Origin of the sequence: Arthrobacter sp. EpRS71, from assembly GCF_001512285.1 — a bacterium.
Classification (GTDB): Bacteria; Actinomycetota; Actinomycetes; order Actinomycetales; family Micrococcaceae; genus Arthrobacter.
In genome coordinates, this window is sequence record NZ_LNUV01000006.1 from 1,550,988 (window position 1) to 1,574,302 (window position 23,315).

Here is a 23,315-nt window from a genome sequence, read left to right on the forward strand (position 1 = left end):
CTATACGGTGACGTTCAGCGCGGCCGTGTATCCGCCCGCAACCGAGCCGGACATAGTCGCCAGTTGGTATATTCCGCCGTCGTCCCCAAACACGTTGTCCGAGGTCAGAGTGGTATTCGGGAAGTTCCGGGCACTTGATTCGTACCCGGAGGTGGCATACACCTCCTTGCATGCAGGCTCAGTGAGGGCGATTTGCGAGACGGCCAGGACCTGTCCGGCGGCCGTCGTGTTGCTCATGGATTCAAATACCTCAAAGTGAATATGAGGCCAGCGGCCGCTGTATGCACCCGGGAAGATGGTGGTGAAGGTGAGTTGCCCGTTGGAGTCGGCTTCCTGCACGCCGCGGAGGTAGTTCTCGTCCTCGAGGCCCGAATCGTAGAGCGAGTATTTCCCGTCCTGGTCGCAATGCCAGGCGTACACGGCCGCGCCAGCCAAAGGGGCGCAACCATTGGAGTTGTCCAGAAGCGTCAAGGTAACCGTCAACGGCACGCCTTCGGCTTTGGTGGTGGACGTGCCGAAGCTGGACCGGATATCGCGACGAACCACTCCGGAGGCTTCAAGCACGTTCGGGCCGTTGGAACCATCGCCCGGGTAGGGTCCCAGCGTCTCCTCCGGGATCTCCACCCCGCACTCGGCGAAGGCACGGGTCACGGTGCTCGTGGCCGACGCGGAAGGTGACGCGGCCGCCGTCGTGCTTGCCGTGGGCGCGGCAGTAGCGCTGGCAGTGCTCGACGGCGGGGCGCTGCTGCCTCCCGTACTTGGCGTACAAGCCGCCAAGGCTGCTGCGGTGCCTGCCCCCAAGAGGAGCCCTAAGCTGCGACGCCGGCTCAAGAGAGTGGAGAGATCAAACTCAAGGCCGCGATCGTGGTTGGGGTGAGGAGTAGTCATGCATCCATGAAACGCGTCGCACCTATGGGTTGTACATGGGGAAACTGTGCAGGGACTGTGCAGATTCATCATCTCCTGGAGAGCAAGTGTGCAATATAGACAATTTTATATGCTTGTAATGCTCGTCACGTTGTGTCACGATGGCTCACAGAACGCATATCCACGGAAGGTTCCATCTATGAAAATCCAGCTGAAACCAGTGCGGAAGCTCCGCATCCACTGGCCAATCCCGGTAGAAACCATGACGCAGCTTGCCGGAGGTGACCTCTCCGCGCTGGAGGCGGACGCCGGCATCTCATCCCTGCTGCACGCACTGACCGAAAGCCCCGAGCTGGGCGGCTTCGGCAACTACCATCATGTCTTCGAGTCCTCCGCGGGCTACGAGGGCTTCACTGTTGCCGAGGGCGCCAACCCCACACTGGGCCGGGTAGGGCAGCGGACCATTTCGCCGACCTTCGTTTTCACCTCCTATTTCGATGACTCTTTGGAGGACGACGCCGTCCACCAGCTCGTTCAAAGGATCGTGGATATCCACCCATGGGAGGTCCCCGTGATAGAAGTATCAGGGCCCCTGAGCGTCTCCAGCAGCGTGCTGGCCCCGGTTGCCCAAAGCCGCGTGGCATCATGACCACGGGACTTTGGCAGGAGCTCGCTCCCCTGCTCCGCAACAGAACCTTCACGGACCTCACGCACGCCTTCCATCCTGGCCAGCCGCGGTTTGCCGCTTTCCCGGATGAATCCCGCGAGGCCCTCTTCGATATGGAGAAGGGCGACGGCTTCACTGCCCACCGCTACTCAATAGTGGGCCAGTGGGGCACCCACGTCGATCCGCCGTCGCACTTCATCCGCGGCGGGCGGACGCTGGACCAGATACCCGTGGAAGAGATGGTTCTCCCGCTGGTGGTGCTCGATATCAGCGGCCGCGTTGAAAACGACGACGACGCCGTCCCCACCATGGCGGACGTCCTCGCCTGGGAAGCACAGTACGGTCAAGTCCCCGAGGGATCCTTTGTTGCCCTCCGGACCGGATGGAGCAACCGCTGGCCCAACCCGGATGCCATGGCGAACAAGGACGACGACGGCCTGAGCCACACGCCCGGATGGTCCCGGGAAGTCCTTGAATACCTGATCGAACAGCGGGGCGCGGCCGCAGTCGGCCACGAGCAGACGGATACGGACCCCGGCCTCGCCACGTCCCGCCAGGACTTCAGCTTGGAAACGTACGTCCTGGCCCGCAACAAGTGGCAGATAGAGCTGCTGGCCAACCTCGATTCCCTGCCGGAATCAGGCGCTGTACTGATCGCCACGTGGGCCAAACCCCTGGGCGGCAGCGGATTCCCTGCCAGGGTCTTTGCCATCCACTGATTGAAGGGGTGGCTAGAATCGATCCATGTCTAAGACCTCCAGCATGGGCCGCGGCATGATGGCCGTCCTCGCCGTCGGAGCCCGTCATGCTTCCGGCCATGCCGGAGCGACCGTGGCCGACGTCGCAGGCCTCCTGGACAAGGACCGGAGCCAGGTTTCGCGAAGCCTCAAAGGTGCGCAGCAGGCTGGTTTCCTGACGCGGTCCGAGCAACGCGAGTACAGCCTGGACTGGTCCATCCTGGCCGACGCGCAACTGGTGACGGAACAGCGCCTCAAGACCAACGGCCTGACCGCCCTGGAGGGACTGGCCGCCGAAACCAGCGAAGCCTGCTTCCTTGGCGTGCTGAGCGGAAACAGTACAGTCACCATTGCCGAGCAGGTGCCTGCCAGCGCCAATCTCGTTGGCTCGTGGCTGGGCCGCCCCTACCCTGCCTACTGCAGTGACGCAGGCCAGGCTCTACTGTGGGACGCCTCGGATGAAGAAGTGCGGAAGATTTTCGAATCGGTGGACTTCGCCCAGCACGGACCCAACACCCCGGTGTCCGTGGACGACTTCCTGGACCGGCTCCGCACTGCACGTGAACGCGGATATTCGATTGTTGACGAGGAAGCCGAGCCGGGCCTCTACTCCCTGGCCGCACCCATCCGGGACTTCAAAGGCGAAGTAGCGGCTGCCCTGCAGATCGTTGGCCCCAAATCGCGGCTGGAACCGCAGCGCGAAAGCCTTGCTATCGCCCTGCGCTCGTGGAGTGAGTGGCTCGAATCAACCGCAGGCGGGCGGATAAGGGCCGCGGATACCCTGCCCGGGTCCATCGGAAACAGCTAGTCCTGGGGCGTCCCGCCCAATCGCTGCGCGGCCGAATGAAGAACCGGGGCGATCTCCCGGGCGCCGTTTTCCATCTGTGACCTGCTCCCCAGGACGCTGAGGGCTCCCAGGATATTCCCGTCTGCCGAGCGGACGGGGACAGCCAGTTCCCAGACGTCGTGCTCAAACTCCTCCGCGGCCACAACAACTCCGCCTGGCTTGTCCCGCGCCATCAGGTCCGTGACTTCCGCCGCGGAATGCGCCGCAGCGGGGCCTCCCGTGCCAATGAAGTTCACGCCCTGGAGCAGGGATTCCAAGTCCGCGGGAGTGTGGTCCCAGAGCAAGGCACGCCCGGCTCCCGTGCACCACACAGGCGTGACCATTCCGGGCTTGGCAAAGCCACCCAGTACTGAGTTATTGGTTGAGGATCGCAGCAGAAGGACCCGGACACCCTGCCGCACGGAGAGCCGGGACCTCAGGCCCAGGCTGGACACCAACTCTTCGAGCTCTGCCCGGGATTCCTGGACCCAGCCAACGTTGAGGGAGGCGGCCAGGCTGAAGAAACCCGGTCCTGCGCGGAAGGGGCCGCGGTCCACCCTTTCCAGCAATCCCAAGTCACACAGTTCCTGCGCCAAGCGTGAGACGCGGCTCTGCTCCATGTCCAGTTCGGCGGCCAGCTGGGAGACTCCCAGCAGCTGGCGGCCCTGTTTTTCGCGGTCAGTAACCAGCCGGACCAGGCGCAGGCCTTGCGCCAAAGACGAAGCTTCCGGAGACACCTCCACTGATCCGCTCCTTCCACCAAGCACTCACGCCATTCTCACACGTGCACATCCGCCCTGAGGACACGGGAGTCCCTGGCCCACACCGTGTACAGGTCCGCGAGTATTCCTGCATTGGCGGACTCGAGCTCGGCCGCGGTGATTTCCGCATCATTCTGACGCCCAAAGAGCACCACCTCATCTCCGGGGTTCACATCGTTGATCCCGGAAACGTTGACGACCATGGAATTCATGGAAATGGCATCCACCACCGGAGCCCGCTGCCCCCGGACCAGGACAGTTCCGCCCCTGCCCAAGGCCCGCCGGTACCCGTCGCCGTAACCCACGGTCACGGTGGCCAGCCTGGAGTCCACCGCCAGCGTATGGGTGTGGCCGTAACCCACCTTGGTCCCGGCCGGATACCGGTTAATGGATCCAATCCGGGCCTTGAACGCCAGGCACCGCTCGAATCCGGTGTGCTTCGGGTCCGAGTCGCCATAGAGCACAGCACCCGCGCGCACCATGTCCAGCCACGAGTCCTGGATGTTGAGCGCTGCGAAAGAGTTTGCGGCGTGCAGCAACACCTTCCTGCGGTCCACGTTGGCCGCGCGGAGAATTGCGGTCGCCTCTGACCTGAACTGCCGGAGCCCACTGTGGATATGCTCCGGGTCATCCAGGGGGAAATGAGTCATGATGCCGGCGAGTTCCAAACCCGGATGGCCCACGATTCCTGCCGCGCAGGCCCGGCCCAAGGACGACGAGACATCCAGGCTGTGCCGGCTGATTCCGGACGAGTTGATATCCAGGTGGACGCGCAGCCTTCGCCCCGCCCCCGAGGCTATCCGACTCATTTCCCAGGCGCTCTGCGGATCGGCGACCAGCTCCTCGATCATATGGGGGAGGCCTGCGTGCACCTCCTGCGGTGCCGCTGCCCGGACCCGCAGGAGCCGGCCCGCGAATCCGTGCTTGCGGGCCATGCCGGCCTCAGCGTTGGTTCCAACCCCTATATAGGGAACACCGGCAGCCACCAGGGACGGCAGCAGCATGTCCGCTCCATGCCCGTATGCATCTGATTTGATCACCGCACACAACATGGACTGGCCGTCCAGCATGCCCTGCACAGCCTGCACGTTCCTGCCGAACGCGGAACCATCGATTTCCAGCCAGCTGGGAAGGCCGGCCGTGACCGCAGGCCTGGTGTCACTCATGGTCATTCCGGTTCCTCGGATAAGGCAACACGGCCGGGCATGGTGCCCGGCCGTGTTGCTCATTGGTTTACGTCAGCTCAATGGTTTACGTCAGCGTGAACGCTTCGCTTTGGCTTTCGCCCCGTAACGGAAGTGGAAGAAGAGGTAGCATGCCGCCACGAAGGGAATACCAAAGTACAGGGCAGCAACCTGGGTTGGGTCAAAGGCAATGCCTACCAGGGACACCAGGCACAGGGCGAAGGCGAGGATCGGCACCACAGGGAAGAACGGAGCTTTGTAGCTGAGATCGGACAGCCGGCCACCGTTGCGGATGAACGCCCTGCGGTGGAAGAAGTGGGAGGCCGTAATGGACATCCAGACACCCACCACAGCGAAACCGGCGATGGAAACCAGGGCAAGGTAGACGGTCTCAGGGGCCGCAACACTGCTGACCAAGGAGGCCAATCCGCCCACCATGCTCACGGACAGCGCCACCAAGGGAATGCCCCGGCGGGTCAGGCGCTTGAGGGCCCTGGGGCCTTGGCCTTCATCAGCCAGTGAATAGAGCATGCGTGCGCAGGAGAACAGCCCACTGTTGCCGGCGGAAAGCAGGGCCGTGATGATCACGAAGTTCATGATGTCCGCCGCGAAGGGGATACCCACTGAGGAGAAAACGGTGACGAAAGGGCTCTCGTCCAGCCCTACTTGGTCATAAGGAACCGTGGCCGCAATGACGGCAATGGCGCCCACAAAGAAGATCAGGAGCCGGATCACAGTACTGCGCATGGCCTTGGGAATGTTCTTGGCAGGGTCCTTGGTCTCGCCGGCGGCAACGCCGATCAGTTCTGACCCGGAGAAGGCATAGAACACTGCGAGGGCCGTGACGAGTACTCCTGTGAAGCCATTGGGGAAGAGTCCTCCGGAGGTGTTGAAGTTCTCCAGGAGGAACGGGTGGTTGGTGGACCCGGACAGCGGATGGAAGCCCAGCAATGCGGCACCGCCAAACACGATCAGCGCGATGATGGCACCCACCTTCACGATGGAGAACCAGAACTCGGATTCGCCGAAGAACTTGGAAGAGAAGGCGTTCAAGCCAAAAAGAACCGCGGCGAAGATCAGGCACCAAACCCAGACCTCGACGTCGGGGAACCAGCGCTGCATGAGGAGCCCCGATGCCGTGAACTCGGACCCGATGGCCACGGCCCAGCAGAGCCAGTAGAGCCAGGCGGTGGCGAAACCGGTGGCAGGGCCGATGGATCGGGACGCGTAGATGTGGAATGCCCCTGACACGGGGTAGGCGATTGCCAGCTCCCCCAAGCAGGCCATCACGAGATACACCACGAAGGCGCCAATCAGGTAGGCGATCACGGCACCCAGGGGACCGGCCTGGGAAATGGTGTATCCGGAACTCAGGAACAGGCCGGATCCGATCACACCACCCATGGCGATCATGATGAGGTGGCGTGGGCCCATTGAGCGGCGTAGCCCGGCCTCAGCTTCGGTAGCCGTGGCCGTGGGTGGATTGTCCAGTTGCAAAGGTGTTGAAGATTCCATGTGGTGTCTCCGGTAAGTGGCAGATGCGAAGGTTACGCCTTGGGACATCCGGGGGTGAGGGTGCCGGGAATGGCGTCTGTAGTGACGAAGGTAACACAGAAAGAGGTTCAGTAGTCATTAAATGCATTTGTTAATGCACATGATGCACGCATTGCCTAAATCGGGTCTGGACATAACGGCAGCCAAATGGTCGATCTGCCCACGGAATAGGGCAAAACAACATGGTGGGACGGACAGGGAGCTGCCCCAAGATTGAACCATCCACCCCACCCATGAAGGAGAACCATGAAGACCTATGACCTCGCATTGATCGGTTTCGGCGGCGTCAACCGCACCCTGGCCGAACTTATCGCCACCCGAGGCAAGGAACTTTCCAGCGAATTGGGCTTTGGCCTCCGCGTTGTAGCCATCACCGATCTTCGCCTGGGCTCGTTGGTGAAGGCCGACGGAATCGATCTTCCGCTGGTGCTTGGACTGGGGCAGGGCGAGACCTTTGCTGACCATGGCGGTTCGGAGGACACCAACAATGAGTCAGTAATCCGCACCTGCACGGCTGACATCGTGTGTGAAGCAACGTTCACCAACCCTGAAGACGGGGAGCCGGCTGTATCCCACGTCCGCTGGGCGCTGGAGTCAGGCAAGAGCGTATGCACCACCAACAAGGGCCCGGTGGCCCTGCAAGGGCCTGAGCTGTCGGCATTGGCCGAAATGAATGGCGTGCACTTCGAATTCGAAGGCGCCGTGATGAGCGGAACCCCTGTGATCCGACTCGCCAGGAAGATGTTCGCCGGACTCAGGATCAGCGGTTTCGAGGGCATCCTCAACGGAACCAGCAACTACGTGCTGGGCCGTATGGAAGCCGGAATGGATCTGGGTGATGCCATTAAGGAAGCACAGGATCTGGGATACGCAGAGGCCAACCCGGCCGCCGACATTGAGGGCTACGACGTTCGCCTCAAGGTCCTGGTTCTCGCCAACCAGCTTCTGGGGGCGGGCATCTCCCTGCAGGACGTCAGCTGCGAAGGCATCTCCTCCGTCACCCGCGGGGCTATTGAGGATGCCGCCCGCCAAGGGCTGCGCTGGAAGCTGGTGGGCTCCGCGCGCATCCCGCCCGGCGGCTCCGTCATCGCAAGCGTCAAACCGATGGCCCTGCCCTTGGACCATGGCCTGGCAGGAATATCCGGGGCCACCAATGCAGTCTGCTTCACCACGGACCTCTTGGGACCGGTAACCGTGTCCGGCCCGGGTGCCGGACGCGTGGAGACCGCCTACGCACTTCTTTCGGACATCATTGAAATGCACGCTGCATCAAAGGTGGCCTCCCATGCTTAAGGCATCAGGTACCGCAACGGAATCTCAGGCCCTTCCGGCCTTCCAGAATGTCACCAGCCCCTACGACCACCGCGTGGTGGGTGCTGTCCCCCTGACCGACGACGCGAATGTTGACGCCGTCCTGGAAGCCGCCCGTGCGGGAGCCCGGGTGGCTGCGGACCTTTCCCGGCATGCCCGGGCGGAGATTCTGGACAAAGCCGCCGCGTTGATGGAAGAACGGCGGGACACTTTTGCCGGGACAATCGTTGCCGAAGCCGGCAAGACCATCCGCCAGGCACGCAAGGAGGTCCTGCGCGCTGTCAACACCCTTCGGCTGTCCGCGGCCGAAGCACGTCGCAGCGCCGGTGAGGTCATCCCGTTCGATGCCTACCAGGGCTCTGAAAACCGGACAGGATGGTTCACCCGGGAGCCCCTGGGCATGATCCTGGCGATCACGCCCTTCAACGATCCCCTCAACCTCGTGGCCCACAAGATCGGACCCGCCATTGCGGGCGGAAACGCCGTCATCCTCAAACCCTCCGCCCTGACTCCCTTGTCAGCCCAGCTGCTCACTGAAGTCTTGGTAGAAGCCGGTTTGCCCCACAACGTACTCACCGTGGTCCACGGCGGCCGTGGGGTCGCAGGGCACATCATTGCTGCACGGGATGTCCGGATGGTGTCCTTCACTGGCGGCTTTTCCACCGGCGAAAGTATCGCGAAGACGGCGGGCCTCAAGAGGCTCTCCATGGATCTGGGCGGAAACGCGCCCGTGATCATCATGGGAGACGCCGATCTTCAGGAAGCAGCATCGTCCTGCGTATCCGGAGCGTTCTGGGCGGCCGGCCAGAACTGCGTCGGCGTTCAAAGAATCCTGGTGGACAAGGCAGTTTACGCTCGGTTCAAGGAACTGTTCCTCGCTGGAACCAGCGCGTTGGTAGCCGGCGACCCCTCGGAGGAAACAACTGACGTGGGTCCCATGATCAGCGTCTCCGCCCTGCAAGAAGTGCGCACCAAGATCGATCTCGCGGTGAACGCAGGAGCCGTGCTTCTCGCCGGGAACCAGGTCCAGGGAAACGTCCTGCACCCAACAGTCCTGGAAGACGTCCCGGAAGACAGCCGATTGTGGGCAGAGGAAGTGTTTGGCCCCGTGGTGATGCTGCGTCCGGTGGACGGCCTCGATGAAGCCATAGACGTTGCCAACTCGATTGACTTCAGTCTCCACGCCGGGATCTTCACAGCCTCGCTGGGCCAGGCCATGGAAGCAGCCCGCAGAATCCAGGCCGGCGGGGTCATGATCAATGACTCCTCCGACTACCGGTTCGACGGCATGCCCTTCGGAGGTTCCAAGTACGGAAGCATGGGGCGTGAGGGAGTCCGCTTCGCTTACGAAGAAATGACCCAGCCCAAAGTCGTCTGCATCAACAACTGAGGACATGGATCATGACGCATCGACGTGAGCGGGATTCCCTGGGGTCCATCCCGGTTCCGGAAGCTGCCTATTGGGGTGCCCACACTGCCCGGGCACTGGATAACTTCCCCATCAGCGGGGTCCCCGTCTCCCGGTACCCGGGACTGGTGGTGGCCTTGGCCATGGTGAAGCGTGCCGCGGCAAGGGCCAACAGGGATCTTGGGGCGATCGACCCCGTGGTTGCCGCGGCCATTGATCACGCATGCCGGGAAATCGAGGGCGGGAATCACCACGGGCACTTCTGCGTGGACATGATTCAAGGTGGTGCCGGAACCAGTACCAACATGAACGCCAACGAGGTGATCGCCAACGTAGCGTTGGAGCACCTGGGCCACGCCAGGGGGCGTTATGAGTATGTGCACCCCATTGACCACGTCAACAGGTGCCAATCAACGAATGACGTCTACCCCACGGCCATCAAACTGGCCCTGATCTCCGCGATCCATTGCCTGGATCATGAGCTGGCCGCTTTGGCGGAGTCCATGCGGATCAAAGGTGACGAATTCGCACATGTGGTGAAGATGGGGCGCACCCAGTTGCAGGACGCGGTTCCCATGACCCTGGGCCGGGAGTTCCACGCGTTTGCCGCCACGATCGAAGAGGACCGGTGCAGGCTGCAGGAGTCGGCGGATCTCATGCTCGAATGCAGCCTGGGGGCCACGGCCATCGGCACGGGAATTACCGCCGTACCGGGCTACCGCGCCCGGGCAGTCGATGCTCTCTCGGAAATCTCCGGATTGCCGTTGGTGCCCGCCGCGGACCTGCTCGAGGCGACTTCCGACGTCGGAGTCTTCATGCACGTCTCAGGAATGCTGAAACGGTCGGCCATCAAGATGTCCAAGATCAGCAGCGACCTGAGGCTGCTTTCCAGCGGTCCCCAGAATGGCTTTGCTGAAATCCTGCTGCCGGCCCGGCAGGCCGGCTCCTCCATCATGCCGGGCAAGGTCAATCCGGTGATACCCGAGACCCTCAACCAAATCGCGTTCGCCATTGCGGGCGCGGACACCACCGTGACCATGGCAGCGGACAACGGGCAACTCCAGCTCAACGCCTTTGAACCGGTGATTGCCAACGCGCTGTTCCAGGGCTTCGACTGGCTTACCAATGGCGTGCGGATCCTCCGGACGCACTGCATCGAAGGCATTACGGCCAACGAGGCAGAGCTCGGGCGGCGGGTCTCCCGGTCTGCAGGACTTGCCACCGCGTTTATTCCGGCGATTGGCTATGCCGCCGCAGCTGAAGTCGCGCACAAGGCCAAGGATGGGCAGATGGCGGTGATTGATGCGGTGGCGGCTCTAGGCTTCATGGAAAGAGAGGACGCACAGTTGATTCTGGACGCCGTCAGCACCTGACGGACGCCTTCAACACCCAAGCGCCGGCCAGGTTCCCGGGGTCAGGCCCTGCGGATCACGTTGGACAGCGTCACTGCTGTCACCGTGTCCGAGACCCCGGGAAGGGCTGAAATCTGTTCCCAAATCTCCCGGATCCTCCCATGCGAACGCGCTTCAACCCGGACAATCAGATCGAAATCGCCGCTGAGCACATCGCACAGGACCACTTCCGGGATGGCGCGGAGTTCGCTCAGGACGTCGGCGCCCCGCATCCGGTCTTTCCTGTAAACCATGAGGAAAGCGGACACCAAATCCTGGGTATCGAGGCCTGCCACCACGGTGTACCCCTGGATGTAGCCCTGCCTCTCCATCCGCTCGATCCGCTGGCGCACCGCATTGCGGGAAAGAAGGACCTTGCCCGCCAGTTCGGCATGCGGAATGCGGGCGTTTTTGGTCAGCTCCGACAGGATCCTTTGGTCTATGGCGTCGAGGCCCGCTCGCTCCATGCGTCCCCTTCCAAAGGATCGTTATGGCCGGTCGGCCCAGAAGGAAATGATACTGGGCGCCGGGACCCCGCCGGCCAGGTGCCGACAGGGTTCCGGTCAGTAATCCGGGTTGCTGGGCACCACCAGCCCGGTTTCGTAGGCATAGACCACTACCTGCACCCTGTCCCTCAGTTGGAGCTTGCTCAGGATCCGCCGCACGTGCGTCTTCACCGTGGCCTCCGAAAGGAAGAACTTGTGGGCGATCTCAGCGTTGGAAAGGCCCTCCGCAATGGTGGTGAGTATTTCGGTTTCACGCGGTGTGAGTTCGTCCAGGAGCGGGTCGCGGTGCGGAGCAGGCGAATTCCCCGGGACCACGCCGCCGCGGACATACGTTTCCAGCAGGCGTTGAGTGACCCGCGGCGCCACCACCGCATCGCCGCTGGCCACCAGGCGCACCGCCTGAACCAGTTCAGATGGTGCAACGTCCTTGAGCAGGAACGCAGATGCCCCGGCTTGCAAGCCGCTGAAGGCGTACTCATCAAGATCGAAGGTAGTGAGGATGATGACCCGCGCATCGGATCCTGAATCCGAGATGCGTCGCGTTGCCTCAATGCCGTCCATGCCTGGCATGCGCACGTCCATCAGGACAACGTCCGGCTGCAGGGCTTCTACTTGGCGGACGGCATCAATCCCGTCCGAAGCCTCGCCCACCACGTGAAAGTCCTCTTCGCCTTCCAGAATGAGCCTGAAGCCCATGCGCAGCAGCGGCTGATCGTCCACCAGCAGCACATTGATGATGTTTTCGGTCATGATTCCCCCTTGTCGCCGTTCCAGCGGAGCTCGGCGTGAACCGCCCAGCCTCCCCTTTTTCCCGGACCGGCAGTAACGATTCCAGCATAGATTCCGGCACGTTCATTCATTCCAGCAATGCCTTGCCCGGTCCCCAGGCTGCCCGCAAATTCGCTGCCGCCCTCGCGGGTTCCACGGCCGTCGTCGAGCACGTCAATGGTGACCAAATCGCCGTCGCGAGCCACGTGAACGTCAACACGGCTGAGCGAACGCCCATACCTCAATACATTGGTGAGGGACTCCTGCACAATCCTGTAAACGGTGAGTTCAAAGGCCGGATCGGCCGGGAGGCCGGGGCCCGTATGGGCGTAGTGCAGCGGCAATCCAGCAGTCCGGAAACCGTCCAGGAGTTTTGCCAGGTTCTGCCCGGATTCAAGGGGCGTCAGCGGTGCCGGCCGCCCGGAATCGTCCCGGAGAACGCCGAGTACACGGCGCATATCCGCCAGTGCGGCCCTTCCCGTGCGCGACAGTTCGCCGAGGACGTCGCCAGCCCGTTGCGGGTCCTTTTTGACCACCACCGCGGCACCGTCCGAGAGACTGATCATCACTGTCAGCGAGTGCGCAACGACGTCGTGCATTTCGCGGGCGATCCTGTTGCGTTCAGTGACCTTGCCAAGCTGCGTTGTCCGCGCAGCCCATGCCGCGATTTCCGCTTCATGCTCCCGGCGCTGGCGCACCGAGATGCCGATGCCCGTTGCCAGAAGGTTGGAGAGCAGGATGGTTACAGCAGTGGTGATGTTGTTGATGAGGTGGAAGTTCTCCGGGACATCCTGCAAGTTATCCATCTGGCTGGGACTCGTCCACATGAACAAGTACAAAAGGCTCAACGGCAGGCTGGCTGCAGCGAACACCACCAGCGTGAGTGCGCGCCTCCGGAGCGCTGCCACCGCGTACAGGGCGAACCACAGGCCCGCGGAAACGTTCGAGCCCCAAGGGTTCAGGATGGTGGCCGCTATTTCAAAAAGTGCGACGGCGAGAACCACTTGCAGCGGGAATCGGCGCCTAAAGAACAACGCCGTGGCAATCAACAGCAGTATGGCCACCACGAGCCATTTGCCGTCGACGGCCGACGCAATAATGGTGGGCAGCGCCAACAGAACGTAGCAGAGGATCACCACAGCATCCATGGCGCGAGGACGCTCATAGAAGTAGCGCCGGATCCGGCCCCTGCGGCGCTGGGCAATTTCAGCAAAGGACGCATCGGCCGTGGTGGCCGATGCGTCCTTCATCTGTGGAGCTTCAGTCATGAAATGAGCCTAGACGGCAACCCGTCCTAGACGTCCCGCTTCTTGAGCAGAATCATGGCGAGGGCAACAGGGACAACCACCCAGGCTCCCAGGACCAGGCCTGCCTGCCACGCTTCCAAAGTCTCCGGGACGTGCTCGACGGCGGTCAGCGGGCTGATGGTGTTACCGGGAAGGTACTTGCTGGCTTCCTTGAAGAAGTCGCCCGGAATGAGCTGGAAAGCAATCGGTGCCACGAAGAACAGCCCAACGAGGCTCATGATTCCACCCGCTGAATTGCGAACAATGGTTCCCAGGGCCATACCGATGGCGGCCACGGCTGCTACATAGATGCTGTTGACCAGTAGCAGCTTGACTGATTGGGAGCTGCCTAGATCCAGTTTGAGGTCATAGTTGCCAAGGATGGGCAATGCAACCAAACCTGCGATGTAAGTAGACAAAGCAGTGAGGACGAATGCGCTGACCATAACCACAATGAGCTTGGCCAGGAACGGGATCACTCGCTTGGGAACAGCAGCAAAAGTGGAACGTGCCATGCCCGTAGTGAACTCCGAGCTCATCAGGAGGACGCCCAAGGAGCCGAGGATGAGCTGGGCAAAGACAATGCCTGAGGTTGGAATGGAGACCGCAAGGTCACCACCCTGGGCTGCCACGGCGGCCGCGGCTTCAGGATCGGAGGCAACCTGCTCGGCGAATGACCCTGTGCCCCACGCCCCGAGGGCCGCAAAGCCCACCATCACAAGAGCGGTGCAGGCCAGGAGGATCACGGTGGACATCAGCGTGCGGAACTTGATGAATTCAGAGTTAAGTACGCGGTGGAATGCCGGTCCGGGACCGACGGAGTTACGGGTGGACTTACGGTCCACAGTGGTGGTGCTCATGTCTATTTCCCTCCGGCCTGAGCGGGAACCGAGGCCCCGGTGGTGATGTGCGAGTGGTATTCGACCTCGTCCTTGGTCAGTTCCATGTAAGCCTCTTCCAAGCTTGCTTGGAGCGGGGTCAGCTCATAGACCATGACTTGGTTCTCCAAGGCAGTCCGGGCGATGCCGCGCGGATCGATCCCCGAAACCTCCAGCAGTTCGCGCTCGTGGGCCTCCACGGAAACGCCGGTTCCGGCAAGGAGTTGCATGAGGCGTTCCGGCTGATCGGTCCGGACGCGGGTGCGTGCCTGACCCTTGCCGGTGATGATTTCCGCTATGGGCGCGTCTGCGATGATTCGGCCGCGGCCGATCACGATCAGGTGATCTGCCGTCAGCGCCATCTCGCTCATGAGGTGGCTGGACAGGAACACCGTGCGGCCTTCAGAAGCCAGGTACTTAACGAGGTTGCGAACCCACACCACCCCTTCGGGATCAAGGCCGTTCACCGGCTCATCCAAGATGATGGTTTGCGGATCCCCCAGGAGCGCGGCGGCAATGCCGAGCCGTTGGCCCATTCCGAGTGAGAAGCCCTTGACCTTCTTCTTCGCGACGTCTCCCAGGCCGGTCATCTCGATGACTTCCCGGACACGGCTCTTGGGGATGCTGTGGGTGGCAGCCATGGCAAGGAGGTGGTTGTAAGCGGTGCGGCTCGTGTGGACTGCCTTGGCGTCCAGGAGCGCTCCGATTTCGCGCAGGGGGGCCCTGTGCTGGGCAAACGGTTGACCGTTGACCGTCACAGAACCTGACGTGGGAGCGTCCAGCCCCATGATCATGCGCATCGTGGTGGACTTACCGGCACCGTTCGGGCCCAGGAAGCCCGTCACCCGTCCGGCTTGGACAGTGAAACTGACGCCACCTACGGCGGTCTTCTCGCCGTAGACCTTGGTCAGGCCTTTTGCTTCGATCATGGAAGCGTTCCCTCCTCGGAGCACATGTGCGTGCAAGTGAGTTTTGAATGTACCTACAACGCTACTCACGGAGGGAACGTAAATCGCCTGTCTCAGGGATGATTCAGGGTTCAGTCAGGGTAGTCCTCGCGGATGATGGCGTGGCCCCTTAGTCCACCGGCAACGGCGAGTACACGATGAGTTCGCGCGCTTTGATGCTGAAGGTGGCGCTACGGACGCCTGGCTTCGGCTCCCCGTCGACCGCCAGAACCAAGGGCTGCCCGATCGCTTCCACCGTGATCTCCGTGGCCTCCGTCAGGTGTGTGACCTTGGAGGCCGCCACAGTGCCGGTGACCACAGCCCACAGCAAGCGCGCACGGGCGAACGGCTCATCCGCTGTGATCATGCGGACGTCCAGCACGCCGTCGTCCAGCACAGGCCTGCGAAGCGGTGCGTGGTCACCGGGGTAGTAGCGGCCGCGTCCCAGGTAGAGGATCCAGAGTTTGTGTTTCACGCCGTCCACTGTGAGTGTGGTGGGCGAGTTCACGCCGAAGGTGCGCAGGGAGGCAACCAGCCCGGCCAGTGGTTTGCCGAGTGCCGGTTGCAGTCGCTCCCGCCTGCGGACCAAGTTGGGATACACGCCAACACTGGCGGTGTTCAGCATGGCCAGCTCAGTTGTCTCCGGCATGTCCGGCAGACCTCGCTGCACCACCACGTGCCCCAGATCAACGGATGCTGCGTGGCCTTGGGTCACGGCATCCAATGCGTCGTCGATCGAGCTGGTGCCGAGGTCTCTCGCAAAGTGGTTAAGGGTTCCGCCTGGAAGGACCAGAAGCGGCAGTGAATGTTCGACGGCGGCAGCCGCCGCGGTGCCAACCGTTCCGTCCCCACCCCACACCCCCAGGGCAACGGTGCCGGCCTTGCTTGCCGCGGCTTCAATCTCTGCGGCAATGTCCTCGCCCTCGGCGATTTCCCGAATATACGCCTTTGGGAATATCTTCGTTAGTAACTCCCCGGTTTCCGGAGTGTAGGAACCACCCATGACGTTGACGGCGATACTCAACCCCTCGCCGTCGCGGATCGCAGGCGCTTCCGCTGGCGTACGGTGCGGAGTGGGCTCGGGAGGCCGCGCTGGCCACCACTTGCGTGTCACCAGGGCTGCGCCAGCACCGAGAGCCGAACCCAGCACCACGTCAGAGGGCCAGTGAGCTCCGGTGTGCACGCGGGAATAGGCAACTCCCACGGCAATCGGGGCCAAGGCAATTCCAATCGCGGGGGATACGATTCCGGCGCCCACGGCGAAAGCAACGGCCGAGGCGGAGTGGCCGGATGGCATGGAGGAACTGGTGGGCTGTGGATTCACGAAGCGGAACAGCGGGAGGTGTTCCGGACGCGGGCGGTTCCGGGGGAGTGCCCTCTTGAAGATGACATTGGTGACGCCCGAGGCAACGCCCAAGGCGAGCACTCCGTGAAGCGCCGCCCTCCGGGGATTACCGGGGAAGGCCGCCATGACTCCGGCGATGCCGAACCACAATTTCCCCTTGGTGGCCGCAGCGGAGAGTCTTCGGAAAAAGACATCGTGATCGCCCTGGGGTTGCCGGGACACTGCCCGCACCAGGAAATGGTCGAATCTTGCAACCCGTTTGGGGCCTTTGCCCAAGAAGCCTCGCATCCCCTCACACTAACGCCTGCCGGTGACACTCATCTGCCGTGGCTACGATGAATGGATGATTCGCGTACTCCACCCACGTCCACGTCCTGGCTGGCAGCTGGTCATACCTGGAGTACTCCTGCTCTGTGCCTTCGCGGTTCCGGGGGTGCTGATCATGGCGGGGCAAGGCGAGCCGGCCTTTAACCGGGTGGACACCGGCTGGCAGTCCTACGTCTTTAGCCTGCACTCCCCGTTCTGGGATGGCGTGAACGTTGTCCTCAACTGGGCCGGGTATGCCGGAATGCTCTTCTTCCACGTGGTGCTCGCGATTTCGCTCCTTATATGGCAGCGACCCAAGGCAGCCCTCTTCGCGGCCGCGAGTGGCATTACAGTGCTCGCACTAACGCAACTGGCAAAAGCCGTGGTGGGGAGGGACAGGCCGGAGGGAGCGAAGGTACTCACCGATACTGGCTCATACCCCTCGGGGCATGTATCTGCCACCACGGCATTCCTGCTGGTGCTCGCGGTGCTGATCGGGCGCTGGTGGATGGCACTCATGGCCGTCATCGGCGTGGTCGCGATGATGATCAGCCGCACTTACCTCTCTGCCCACTGGTTCAGTGACGTTTTGGGCGGCGCGTGTCTTGCCGCTGGCATCGTCCTTCTCATGTGGTGGCGCTTCCGCGATATATGCATCAAAGAGAATGAGATAGCTGACGGCCGGACTATTTGGGCGGCAAAGGCTTCGCAACGCCGGCAAGCAGCAGGGCAAGCAAAATAGGCGCCCCGATGGCCAGCAAGGCCAAGTGGATTCCCGTGTGGTCTCCGAGGTAGCCCAGGAGCGGCGGTCCAGCAAGGAACGCGATGTAGCCGATGGTGGAAACCACGGAGACGCGGGCCGCGGCATGCTTGGGGTCGTCCGCCGCGGCTGACATGCCCATGGGGAATGCCAGGGCCGCGCCCACGCCCCACAGCGCCGCGCCGATCCCGGCAAGTACTACGTTGCCGGCAAAGACGAACAATGCCAGGCCGGCTGCGGCCGCTGCCATACTGGCCCTCAGCACTGTGACTCGGCCGAACTTATCAATCGCTTTTCCGCCCAGGAACCTCATGATGGTCATGGCCAGGACAAAGAGGGCGAACAGCAAGGCACCCGTGGATTCCGAGGCGCCCAAGCCATCAACGGCGGCCTTGGCGATCCAGTCGTTGCCAGCGCCTTCAGTAAGGGTTGCACCCAGGACCACGACGCCGATGAGCAGCGTCCTGCCATCCCGCCAAGCTGTGGGACCCTTCTCAGCCGCCACGCCGCCGTCGTGAATTTCTTCTGTCTGGTGCGGCAGGAAGTACTTGGGAACCGTCAGCGCCAAGGCGACAGCAATGGCTGCGATGACCAACAAGTGCTCCGGCAACCCCACACCCAGTTGGGAGAGGCCAGCGCCGATCAGCGCGCCCAGGAACGCGCCGCCACTGAAGGCGGCATGGAACTGCGGCATGATGGTGCGCTTGAGCCGGTGCTCAACATCCGCGCCCTCGATGTTCTGTGCGACATCCCATAGGCCGATGCCGATGCCGAAGAAGAACAGGGCAATGGCCGTGGCCGGAACCGAGGCAGCCATGAGCGAGAAGGCAATGGCTGCTCCCGCGGCACCCGCCACAATGCCGGCAACGCGGACCGTGTTGGCTGTGCCGATCCTGCCCACAACCCAGCCTGCCGACGGCAGCGCCAGCAACGACCCGACGGCGGTGCAGAGCAACAGTGTGCCCATCTGGCCGGACGTCAGGTTGAGAGCTTCAGTGACGGCCGGGATGCGCGCAGCCCAGCTGGCGAAGACCAAACCGTTCATGCCGAAGATCAGGAACGTCGCCACCGCTGCGGCGTTGACGCTCTGGCTGCTTTTGGTGCTGGTGGTCATGCAATCACAACTTCCACGGAGAGTTTGTTGAGCCGGGCAAGATCTTCGGGCGATGGTTCAAGGTCTGTGACGATCACATCAACTGAGTCCATGGCTGCCACCAGGGCCACCGCGCTGGCATTCCATTTGCTGCCAGCGGAAGCCACTATCACCCGCGCCGCGGATTCCAGACCGGCGCGTTTCACCGCCGCATCATCAAGATCGTGGGCCAGCAGGCCGTCCTTGAGGTTGAGCGCGCAGGGAGTTACGACGGCGGTGTCGAACCTTAGCGAGCGAATGTTGGCTTCGGTCAAGGGTCCCCTGAACGACTGTTCCCCGGGGATGAGGCGGCCTCCGGGGAGGATGAGCTCCGGGGCGCGGCCGTCCTTGGCATGAGTCAGTGAGTCAACGCCGTGCAGTGACATGGGCATCACAGTGATTTCACGGTTGCTCAAGCGGCGTGCAACCTCCGTTGCCGTGGATCCGCTGTCCAGCCACACGTATTCCCGGTCCCTGATCAGCTGTTCTACAGCACCCGCGATCCGGACCTTCACCTCGTGGTCCTCCAATTCGCGCTGCCCGTAGCCTGGGTTATCTCCGCGTGCCAGCAAACTGCGGGCGCCGCCGTGGACGCGTTTCAGTACACCGTTGGCGGCGAGGATCTCCAGGTCGCGTCTGACGGTTGCGCCAGAGGCTCCTGTGGCGTGGACGAGTTCTTCAACGGTGGCTTCTTCGCGTGTGCGCAGCAGCTCGCCTATGAGCCGGTGGCGGTCAGCAGTTCCCATGCTTCAACCCTAGCAAGGTGTGCTCAATTAATCACATAGTGTGATCATTTGCGCACCATCCCTCTCTCACATCCCATGGCTTAAAGCGAAACGCTCTCGCAGAGCAGTTCATTATGTGAGAGAGCGTTTGGGCTTAGCGGGCCCGCTCCACGCGCTTCTCGTCCCACACAGGTTCTTCAGACTCGTAGACCTTGCCGTCAGAACCGAAGATGAGGAAACGGTCGAAGGACTTGGCGAACCAGCGGTCGTGCGTGACCGCCAGGACGGTGCCTTCGAAAGAGTCGATGGCACGCTCCAGCGCCTCGCCCGAGTGCAGGTCCAGGTTGTCGGTTGGCTCGTCCAGCAACAAGAGGGTCGCGCCGGACAGCTGCAGGAGCAGGATTTGGAAACGTGCCTGTTGGCCACCGGACAACGACTCGTACTTCTGCTCAGACTGACCGGCCAGGCCATACGAATCAAGGGCACCGGCTGCGGCCTCACGGGCGAGCCCGGACCGGTGCTCGTCGCCGCGATGCAGGATCTCCAGCAGGGTGCGGCCCAGGAGGTCGGGACGGACGTGGGTCTGCGCGAAGAAGCCGGGCCGGATGCGGGCGCCCAGTTTGACGGTCCCTTCGTGCGGTACTTCCGCAATCACGACGTCGGACACCGGCAGGTGCTCGCGCTCCGGATCGGTGCCACCGGTAGCGAGCAGGCGCAGGAAGTGGCTCTTCCCTGAACCGTTCGATCCCAGCACACCAACACGGTCGCCGAACCAGATCTCCGTAGAGAAAGGCTTCATAAGCCCTGTCAGTTCAAGCTTCTGGGCCACGACAGCCCGCTTGGCGGTACGACCACCCTTGAGCCGCATCTTGACGTTCTGCTCGATCGGCAGTGCCTCAGGCGGGCCAGCCTCCAGGAACTTGGCAAGGCGGGTCTGCGCTGCCTGGTACCTGTTGGCCATGTCGGAGCGGAACGCGGCCTTGTTCTTGTACATATTGACGAGTTCCTTGAGCTTGATGTGCTCCTCGTCCCAGCGTTTCCGGAGTTCCTCAAAACGGGCATTACGATCGGCACGCGCCTCGACATATGTGCCAAAGCCACCACCATGGATCCATGCTGAAGCGCCATTGATACCGGGCTCGAGTGTGACGATACGGCTGGCGGCGTTGTTGAGCAGCTCGCGGTCGTGGCTGATGAACAGCACGGTCTTTTTGGACTCGTTGAGCTTGCTTTCCAGCCAGCGCTTGCCAGGAACGTCCAGGTAGTTGTCCGGCTCGTCGAGGAGAAGGAGCTCGTCCGGGCCGGCGAACAGGGCTTCCAACACCAGGCGCTTCTGCTCGCCACCGGACAGGGTGGAGGCGCGGCGGAACTGCGCTTTATCGAACGAAATCCCCAAGGCTGCCATGCACACCTCATCCCAGACGGTCTCGAGGTCATAGCCGCCCGCGTCTCCCCAGTCCACGATCGCTTGCGCGTACTTCATCTGGGTTGGTTCGTCGTCGTGCTCCATCATGGCCAGCTCGGTTTCTTCCACCGCCTTGGCAGCTGCTGCGAGGCCTGCCTGGGCCGTGGACACCAAAAGATCGCGGACCGTGGACTCATCGCGGACCTGGCCCACGAACTGACGCATGATGCCCATGTTTCCCGAGCGGCCAACAACACCCTCGTCCGGCGTGAGGTCACCGGAGATGATCTTGAACAGGGTGGTCTTGCCCGTTCCGTTGGGCCCGATCAGCGCCGTCTTAGTGCCATCGGGGACCTTGAAGGTCACCCCGTTGAGCAGCTGGGTGCCGTCGGAGAGGAAGTAGTCGATGCCGGAAACGTCAATATGGGCCACGTTTCAATCCTCCCATGGCGGCAGATTGGCACTCGACGGCGGTGTCAGCCGGCCGCGGTAAGGAACTTCTTCAACAGGGGCCCACTGGTAGTCGCACCCAGGCCGCCTTCTTCCACGAATACGGCAACAGCCAGATCCCCATGCGTTGCGACGATCCAGGCGTGGGTCTTGGGCGGATTGTCATTGCCGAATTCCGCGGTGCCGGTCTTGGCCCCAACCGGTGTGCCCGGGACTTCGGCGAGGAAGCCTGCGTGGCCTGACGTCACTACGGCCCGCATCATGTCAGCCAAGGATGCAGCCTCTTCTTTGGTGATGGGCTTGGTGGATGCCGGTGAGGCGGGGAGCGCAGAAGCGGACGACGGCGATGCGCTGCCACTTTCGGTGGGCGTGGCACCGGCGCTGGGGTTCTGAGTGGCCTCGGAGCTCTGCGCAGCATCCGCGTTCAGCACGAGCTGCGGAGAAACCGGTGCGCCGTTGGCGACGGAAGCTGCCATGACCGCGGCCGAGAGCGGGGAAAAGAGCACCTTGCCTTGCCCGATCATGGAAGCAGCGTGCTCGGTACCTTCGGCAGCTCCGGGAACAGAACCCAAGAACGCGTCTGCGCCCAGTTTGGGAGCTTCAACCGCTACGCCCAGCGCCTGCGCTGCGGATTCGAGCTGATCCTGGCTGACGGCATCCCGGGCGTTGATGAAGGCCGTGTTGCAGGAGTGCGCAAAAGCGTCGCGGAGGGCCACCGAGCCAAGGGAGCTTTCCGGATACCCTTCGGCGTTCTTGAACGTGCGGCCGTCCACCGTCAGCGTTGAGGGGCACTCAACCTTGGAATCGGGGGTGGCGCCGTTGCGGAACATTGCCAGGGAATCAACAATCTTGAACGTGGAACCCGGAGCGTACTGACCAAGCAAGGCGGTGTTGTAACCGTTGCTGCCCGGTCCGGAGGCTGCAGCAAGGACGGCCCCGGTGGACGGTTTGAGGGCAACAATGGCTGACGCCGGCCCAACACCGGCCAAGGTCTCTTCCGCCAGCTGCTGAAGCTTCAGGTCCAGCGTGGTTTTGAGCGTCGTGCCAGGGGACGGGAGGGAAGAGAAGAACACTTTGGTGCCGGGGGTCTCGCCTTCGGACTTCACCTCGGGGGTGGCAAGAACTTCCACACCGTCTTTGCCGCGCAGCAATGAGTCGTACTTCTGCTGCAGACCGCCAGTGCCCGTGGTATCTCCGGCACGCAGCGCACCATTGGAGTTTTCAATCTGTTCAGCACTGGCTTGGCCTACGCTGCCGAGCAATGCCCGCGCGAAAGTACGGGTTGGAGCCAAAGCCATGGAGTCCAGGATGCTCGATCCGCCGGGAATGGCCTCGATTTTAGCCTCAGTGATGTCCGCCGTGTAGGCGCGCAGCACAAGGCCCTCCACAAAAGCCTGCGGACCCGAGGCAGCAACCTGCTTGGCGTACTCTTCAGGGTCCAGCCCGAGCAGAGCCGCCATGGCACGCGCCGAAGCGTCGGCTTGCTCTGCCGGAACCTTGGTCTTGTCGATGCCCACCCGGAAAACGGGACGGTCCTCAACAATGGGAGCATCTCCGGCACCCAGGATTTGGCCGCGTTGGGCGGGAACGGTCTTGACGGACAAGTTTTCACCCTCGGAGAGTTCCGGAGCAAGGAGTGCAGGGGTCCATTGGACAGCCCACTTGTCGCCGGCCTTCTTCAGCGTGGCTTCGGAGCTGTACTCCCACTTGGCCGAGCCGATGTTCCAACTGTAGTTAAGGGGGAACGTTGCGGTGTCGCCGTCGAGCTTGACGTCGCCTGACTCTACTGCCGGCTTGGCGCCGAGTCCCTCGAAGACGGCTTTGAGTTGGTCATTGGCCGCGGCGGCGTCCTTACCCTCAACGGCGAGCTGGCCGACGTCGAGCGCCGCCAGTGAGGAGGCGAGCTGCTTGGCTGCTCCTTCCGCACCGGCGCGGCCGTCATCACAGGCGGTGAGTGAGCCGGCCATCACGAGCGTCACGAGACCAAGGACAAGACGATGTTTCTGCAATTTCCCCATTTGCGACATTATGCCCGGTTCCCCTGACAGTTTCTTGTCCAGGCCAGCAGACGGACGGCCGCCGCCCGCCACCCCGGATGGAG

General features: G+C 62.6%; 21 protein-coding genes. 7 read left to right on the plus strand and 14 right to left on the minus strand.

Going from position 1 to position 23,315, the window contains the following annotated elements:
- Complete coding sequence (locus AR689_RS17475) at positions 1-888, minus strand: intradiol ring-cleavage dioxygenase (RefSeq protein WP_062072146.1); 888 nt, start codon at positions 886-888, stop codon at positions 1-3.
- 178 nt (positions 889-1,066) lie between these two features.
- Between AR689_RS17475 and AR689_RS17480 the strand changes: the two genes are divergently transcribed.
- From AR689_RS17480 to AR689_RS17490, 3 genes are read left to right on the plus strand one after another with little or no spacing between them, the layout of a single operon-like run.
- A complete protein-coding gene (locus tag AR689_RS17480; protein ID WP_062072148.1) occupies positions 1,067-1,516 on the plus strand; it encodes a hypothetical protein in 450 nt (149 codons plus the stop codon).
- Complete coding sequence (locus AR689_RS17485) at positions 1,513-2,253, plus strand: cyclase family protein (RefSeq protein ID WP_062072149.1); 741 nt, start codon at positions 1,513-1,515, stop codon at positions 2,251-2,253. Before AR689_RS17480 ends, AR689_RS17485 begins: the two co-directional genes overlap by 4 nt.
- Before the next feature lie 25 nt (positions 2,254-2,278).
- Positions 2,279-3,079 (plus strand): IclR family transcriptional regulator, encoded by an 801-nt coding sequence (locus AR689_RS17490; RefSeq protein ID WP_062072151.1) that lies wholly within the window; start codon positions 2,279-2,281, stop codon positions 3,077-3,079.
- On the opposite strand, the gene AR689_RS17495 is transcribed toward AR689_RS17490, so the two are convergent.
- The 3 genes from AR689_RS17495 to AR689_RS17505 all read right to left on the minus strand — a co-directional run bounded on the left by AR689_RS17495 (position 3,076) and on the right by AR689_RS17505 (position 6,557).
- Positions 3,076-3,840, minus strand: coding sequence for an IclR family transcriptional regulator (locus AR689_RS17495; RefSeq protein ID WP_062072154.1), 765 nt, complete (start codon positions 3,838-3,840; stop codon positions 3,076-3,078). The genes AR689_RS17490 and AR689_RS17495 overlap by 4 nt on opposite strands.
- A gap of 35 nt (positions 3,841-3,875) precedes the next feature.
- The gene (alr, locus tag AR689_RS17500) at positions 3,876-5,030 is read right to left on the minus strand and encodes an alanine racemase (protein ID WP_062072156.1); all 1,155 of its coding nucleotides are present in this window, start codon (positions 5,028-5,030) and stop codon (positions 3,876-3,878) included.
- An 84-nt stretch (positions 5,031-5,114) separates the two neighbouring features.
- A complete protein-coding gene (locus AR689_RS17505; RefSeq protein WP_062072158.1) occupies positions 5,115-6,557 on the minus strand; it encodes an amino acid permease in 1,443 nt (480 codons plus the stop codon).
- A gap of 285 nt (positions 6,558-6,842) precedes the next feature.
- Between AR689_RS17505 and AR689_RS17510 the strand changes: the two genes are divergently transcribed.
- The 3 genes from AR689_RS17510 to AR689_RS17520 are packed head-to-tail and all read left to right on the plus strand — an operon-like array spanning position 6,843 to position 10,688.
- Positions 6,843-7,889: a homoserine dehydrogenase gene (locus tag AR689_RS17510; protein WP_062072159.1), complete on the plus strand. Its 1,047-nt coding sequence runs from the start codon at positions 6,843-6,845 to the stop codon at positions 7,887-7,889.
- The gene (locus tag AR689_RS17515) at positions 7,882-9,297 is read left to right on the plus strand and encodes an aldehyde dehydrogenase family protein (protein ID WP_062072161.1); all 1,416 of its coding nucleotides are present in this window, start codon (positions 7,882-7,884) and stop codon (positions 9,295-9,297) included. Before AR689_RS17510 ends, AR689_RS17515 begins: the two co-directional genes overlap by 8 nt.
- An 11-nt stretch (positions 9,298-9,308) precedes the next feature.
- Positions 9,309-10,688, plus strand: coding sequence for an aspartate ammonia-lyase (locus tag AR689_RS17520; RefSeq protein ID WP_062072162.1), 1,380 nt, complete (start codon positions 9,309-9,311; stop codon positions 10,686-10,688).
- Positions 10,689-10,729: 41 nt separating this feature from the next.
- Here AR689_RS17520 and AR689_RS17525 read toward each other — a convergent pair whose 3' ends face one another.
- The 6 genes from AR689_RS17525 to AR689_RS17550 form a co-directional block, all read right to left on the minus strand.
- On the minus strand, positions 10,730-11,173 hold the full coding sequence (locus tag AR689_RS17525) for an Lrp/AsnC family transcriptional regulator (RefSeq protein WP_062072164.1): 444 nt from the start codon (positions 11,171-11,173) through the stop codon (positions 10,730-10,732).
- Between the two features lie 96 nt (positions 11,174-11,269).
- On the minus strand, positions 11,270-11,962 hold the full coding sequence (locus AR689_RS17530; RefSeq protein WP_062072166.1) for a response regulator: 693 nt from the start codon (positions 11,960-11,962) through the stop codon (positions 11,270-11,272).
- Positions 11,959-13,248 carry a histidine kinase gene (locus tag AR689_RS17535; protein WP_062072168.1) on the minus strand — a complete coding sequence of 430 codons (1,290 nt, stop codon included), beginning with the start codon at positions 13,246-13,248 and terminating at the stop codon, positions 11,959-11,961. Before AR689_RS17535 ends, AR689_RS17530 begins: the two co-directional genes overlap by 4 nt.
- Positions 13,249-13,274: 26 nt before the next feature.
- Positions 13,275-14,126 carry an ABC transporter permease gene (locus AR689_RS17540; protein ID WP_062072170.1) on the minus strand — a complete coding sequence of 284 codons (852 nt, stop codon included), beginning with the start codon at positions 14,124-14,126 and terminating at the stop codon, positions 13,275-13,277.
- A gap of 2 nt (positions 14,127-14,128) precedes the next feature.
- The gene (locus AR689_RS17545; RefSeq protein WP_062072172.1) at positions 14,129-15,073 is read right to left on the minus strand and encodes an ABC transporter ATP-binding protein; all 945 of its coding nucleotides are present in this window, start codon (positions 15,071-15,073) and stop codon (positions 14,129-14,131) included.
- 148 nt (positions 15,074-15,221) lie between these two features.
- Entirely contained in the window at positions 15,222-16,724 is a 1,503-nt protein-coding gene (locus tag AR689_RS17550) for a bifunctional phosphatase PAP2/diacylglycerol kinase family protein (RefSeq protein WP_062072174.1), read from the minus strand.
- A gap of 55 nt (positions 16,725-16,779) precedes the next feature.
- Between AR689_RS17550 and AR689_RS17555 the strand changes: the two genes are divergently transcribed.
- Positions 16,780-17,484, plus strand: coding sequence for a phosphatase PAP2 family protein (locus AR689_RS17555; RefSeq protein WP_062072176.1), 705 nt, complete (start codon positions 16,780-16,782; stop codon positions 17,482-17,484).
- Here the strand turns inward: AR689_RS17555 and AR689_RS17560 are convergent.
- The 4 genes from AR689_RS17560 to AR689_RS17575 form a co-directional block, all read right to left on the minus strand.
- The gene (locus AR689_RS17560; RefSeq protein ID WP_062072178.1) at positions 17,429-18,616 is read right to left on the minus strand and encodes an MFS transporter; all 1,188 of its coding nucleotides are present in this window, start codon (positions 18,614-18,616) and stop codon (positions 17,429-17,431) included. The genes AR689_RS17555 and AR689_RS17560 overlap by 56 nt on opposite strands.
- Positions 18,613-19,380: a DeoR/GlpR family DNA-binding transcription regulator gene (locus tag AR689_RS17565; RefSeq protein WP_062072180.1), complete on the minus strand. Its 768-nt coding sequence runs from the start codon at positions 19,378-19,380 to the stop codon at positions 18,613-18,615. Before AR689_RS17565 ends, AR689_RS17560 begins: the two co-directional genes overlap by 4 nt.
- A 133-nt stretch (positions 19,381-19,513) precedes the next feature.
- Positions 19,514-21,196, minus strand: a complete 1,683-nt coding sequence (locus AR689_RS17570; RefSeq protein WP_062072182.1) for an ABC-F family ATP-binding cassette domain-containing protein — start codon at positions 21,194-21,196, stop codon at positions 19,514-19,516.
- Positions 21,197-21,240: 44 nt separating this feature from the next.
- Entirely contained in the window at positions 21,241-23,232 is a 1,992-nt protein-coding gene (locus AR689_RS17575) for a penicillin-binding transpeptidase domain-containing protein (protein ID WP_062072183.1), read from the minus strand.
- Positions 23,233-23,315 lie beyond the last annotated feature (83 nt).

Excerpts from the sequence above, each read along its gene's own strand:
- AR689_RS17575 (WP_062072183.1), bottom strand. The coding sequence starts at position 23,232 with ATGGGGAAATTGCAGAAACATCGTCTTGTCCTTGGTCTCGTGACGCTC.
- alr (WP_062072156.1), bottom strand. The coding sequence starts at position 5,030 with ATGACCATGAGTGACACCAGGCCTGCGGTCACGGCCGGCCTTCCCAGC.
- AR689_RS17545 (WP_062072172.1), bottom strand. The coding sequence starts at position 15,073 with ATGATCGAAGCAAAAGGCCTGACCAAGGTCTACGGCGAGAAGACCGCC.
- AR689_RS17490 (WP_062072151.1), top strand. The coding sequence starts at position 2,279 with ATGTCTAAGACCTCCAGCATGGGCCGCGGCATGATGGCCGTCCTCGCC.
- AR689_RS17565 (WP_062072180.1), bottom strand. The coding sequence starts at position 19,380 with ATGGGAACTGCTGACCGCCACCGGCTCATAGGCGAGCTGCTGCGCACA.
- AR689_RS17480 (WP_062072148.1), top strand. The coding sequence starts at position 1,067 with ATGAAAATCCAGCTGAAACCAGTGCGGAAGCTCCGCATCCACTGGCCA.
- AR689_RS17555 (WP_062072176.1), top strand. The coding sequence starts at position 16,780 with ATGATTCGCGTACTCCACCCACGTCCACGTCCTGGCTGGCAGCTGGTC.
- AR689_RS17525 (WP_062072164.1), bottom strand. The coding sequence starts at position 11,173 with ATGGAGCGAGCGGGCCTCGACGCCATAGACCAAAGGATCCTGTCGGAG.
- AR689_RS17540 (WP_062072170.1), bottom strand. The coding sequence starts at position 14,126 with ATGAGCACCACCACTGTGGACCGTAAGTCCACCCGTAACTCCGTCGGT.
- AR689_RS17550 (WP_062072174.1), bottom strand. The coding sequence starts at position 16,724 with ATGCGAGGCTTCTTGGGCAAAGGCCCCAAACGGGTTGCAAGATTCGAC.
- AR689_RS17530 (WP_062072166.1), bottom strand. The coding sequence starts at position 11,962 with ATGACCGAAAACATCATCAATGTGCTGCTGGTGGACGATCAGCCGCTG.
- AR689_RS17560 (WP_062072178.1), bottom strand. The coding sequence starts at position 18,616 with ATGACCACCAGCACCAAAAGCAGCCAGAGCGTCAACGCCGCAGCGGTG.
- AR689_RS17535 (WP_062072168.1), bottom strand. The coding sequence starts at position 13,248 with ATGACTGAAGCTCCACAGATGAAGGACGCATCGGCCACCACGGCCGAT.
- AR689_RS17485 (WP_062072149.1), top strand. The coding sequence starts at position 1,513 with ATGACCACGGGACTTTGGCAGGAGCTCGCTCCCCTGCTCCGCAACAGA.
- AR689_RS17475 (WP_062072146.1), bottom strand. The coding sequence starts at position 888 with ATGACTACTCCTCACCCCAACCACGATCGCGGCCTTGAGTTTGATCTC.
- AR689_RS17520 (WP_062072162.1), top strand. The coding sequence starts at position 9,309 with ATGACGCATCGACGTGAGCGGGATTCCCTGGGGTCCATCCCGGTTCCG.
- AR689_RS17505 (WP_062072158.1), bottom strand. The coding sequence starts at position 6,557 with ATGGAATCTTCAACACCTTTGCAACTGGACAATCCACCCACGGCCACG.
- AR689_RS17510 (WP_062072159.1), top strand. The coding sequence starts at position 6,843 with ATGAAGACCTATGACCTCGCATTGATCGGTTTCGGCGGCGTCAACCGC.
- AR689_RS17515 (WP_062072161.1), top strand. The coding sequence starts at position 7,882 with ATGCTTAAGGCATCAGGTACCGCAACGGAATCTCAGGCCCTTCCGGCC.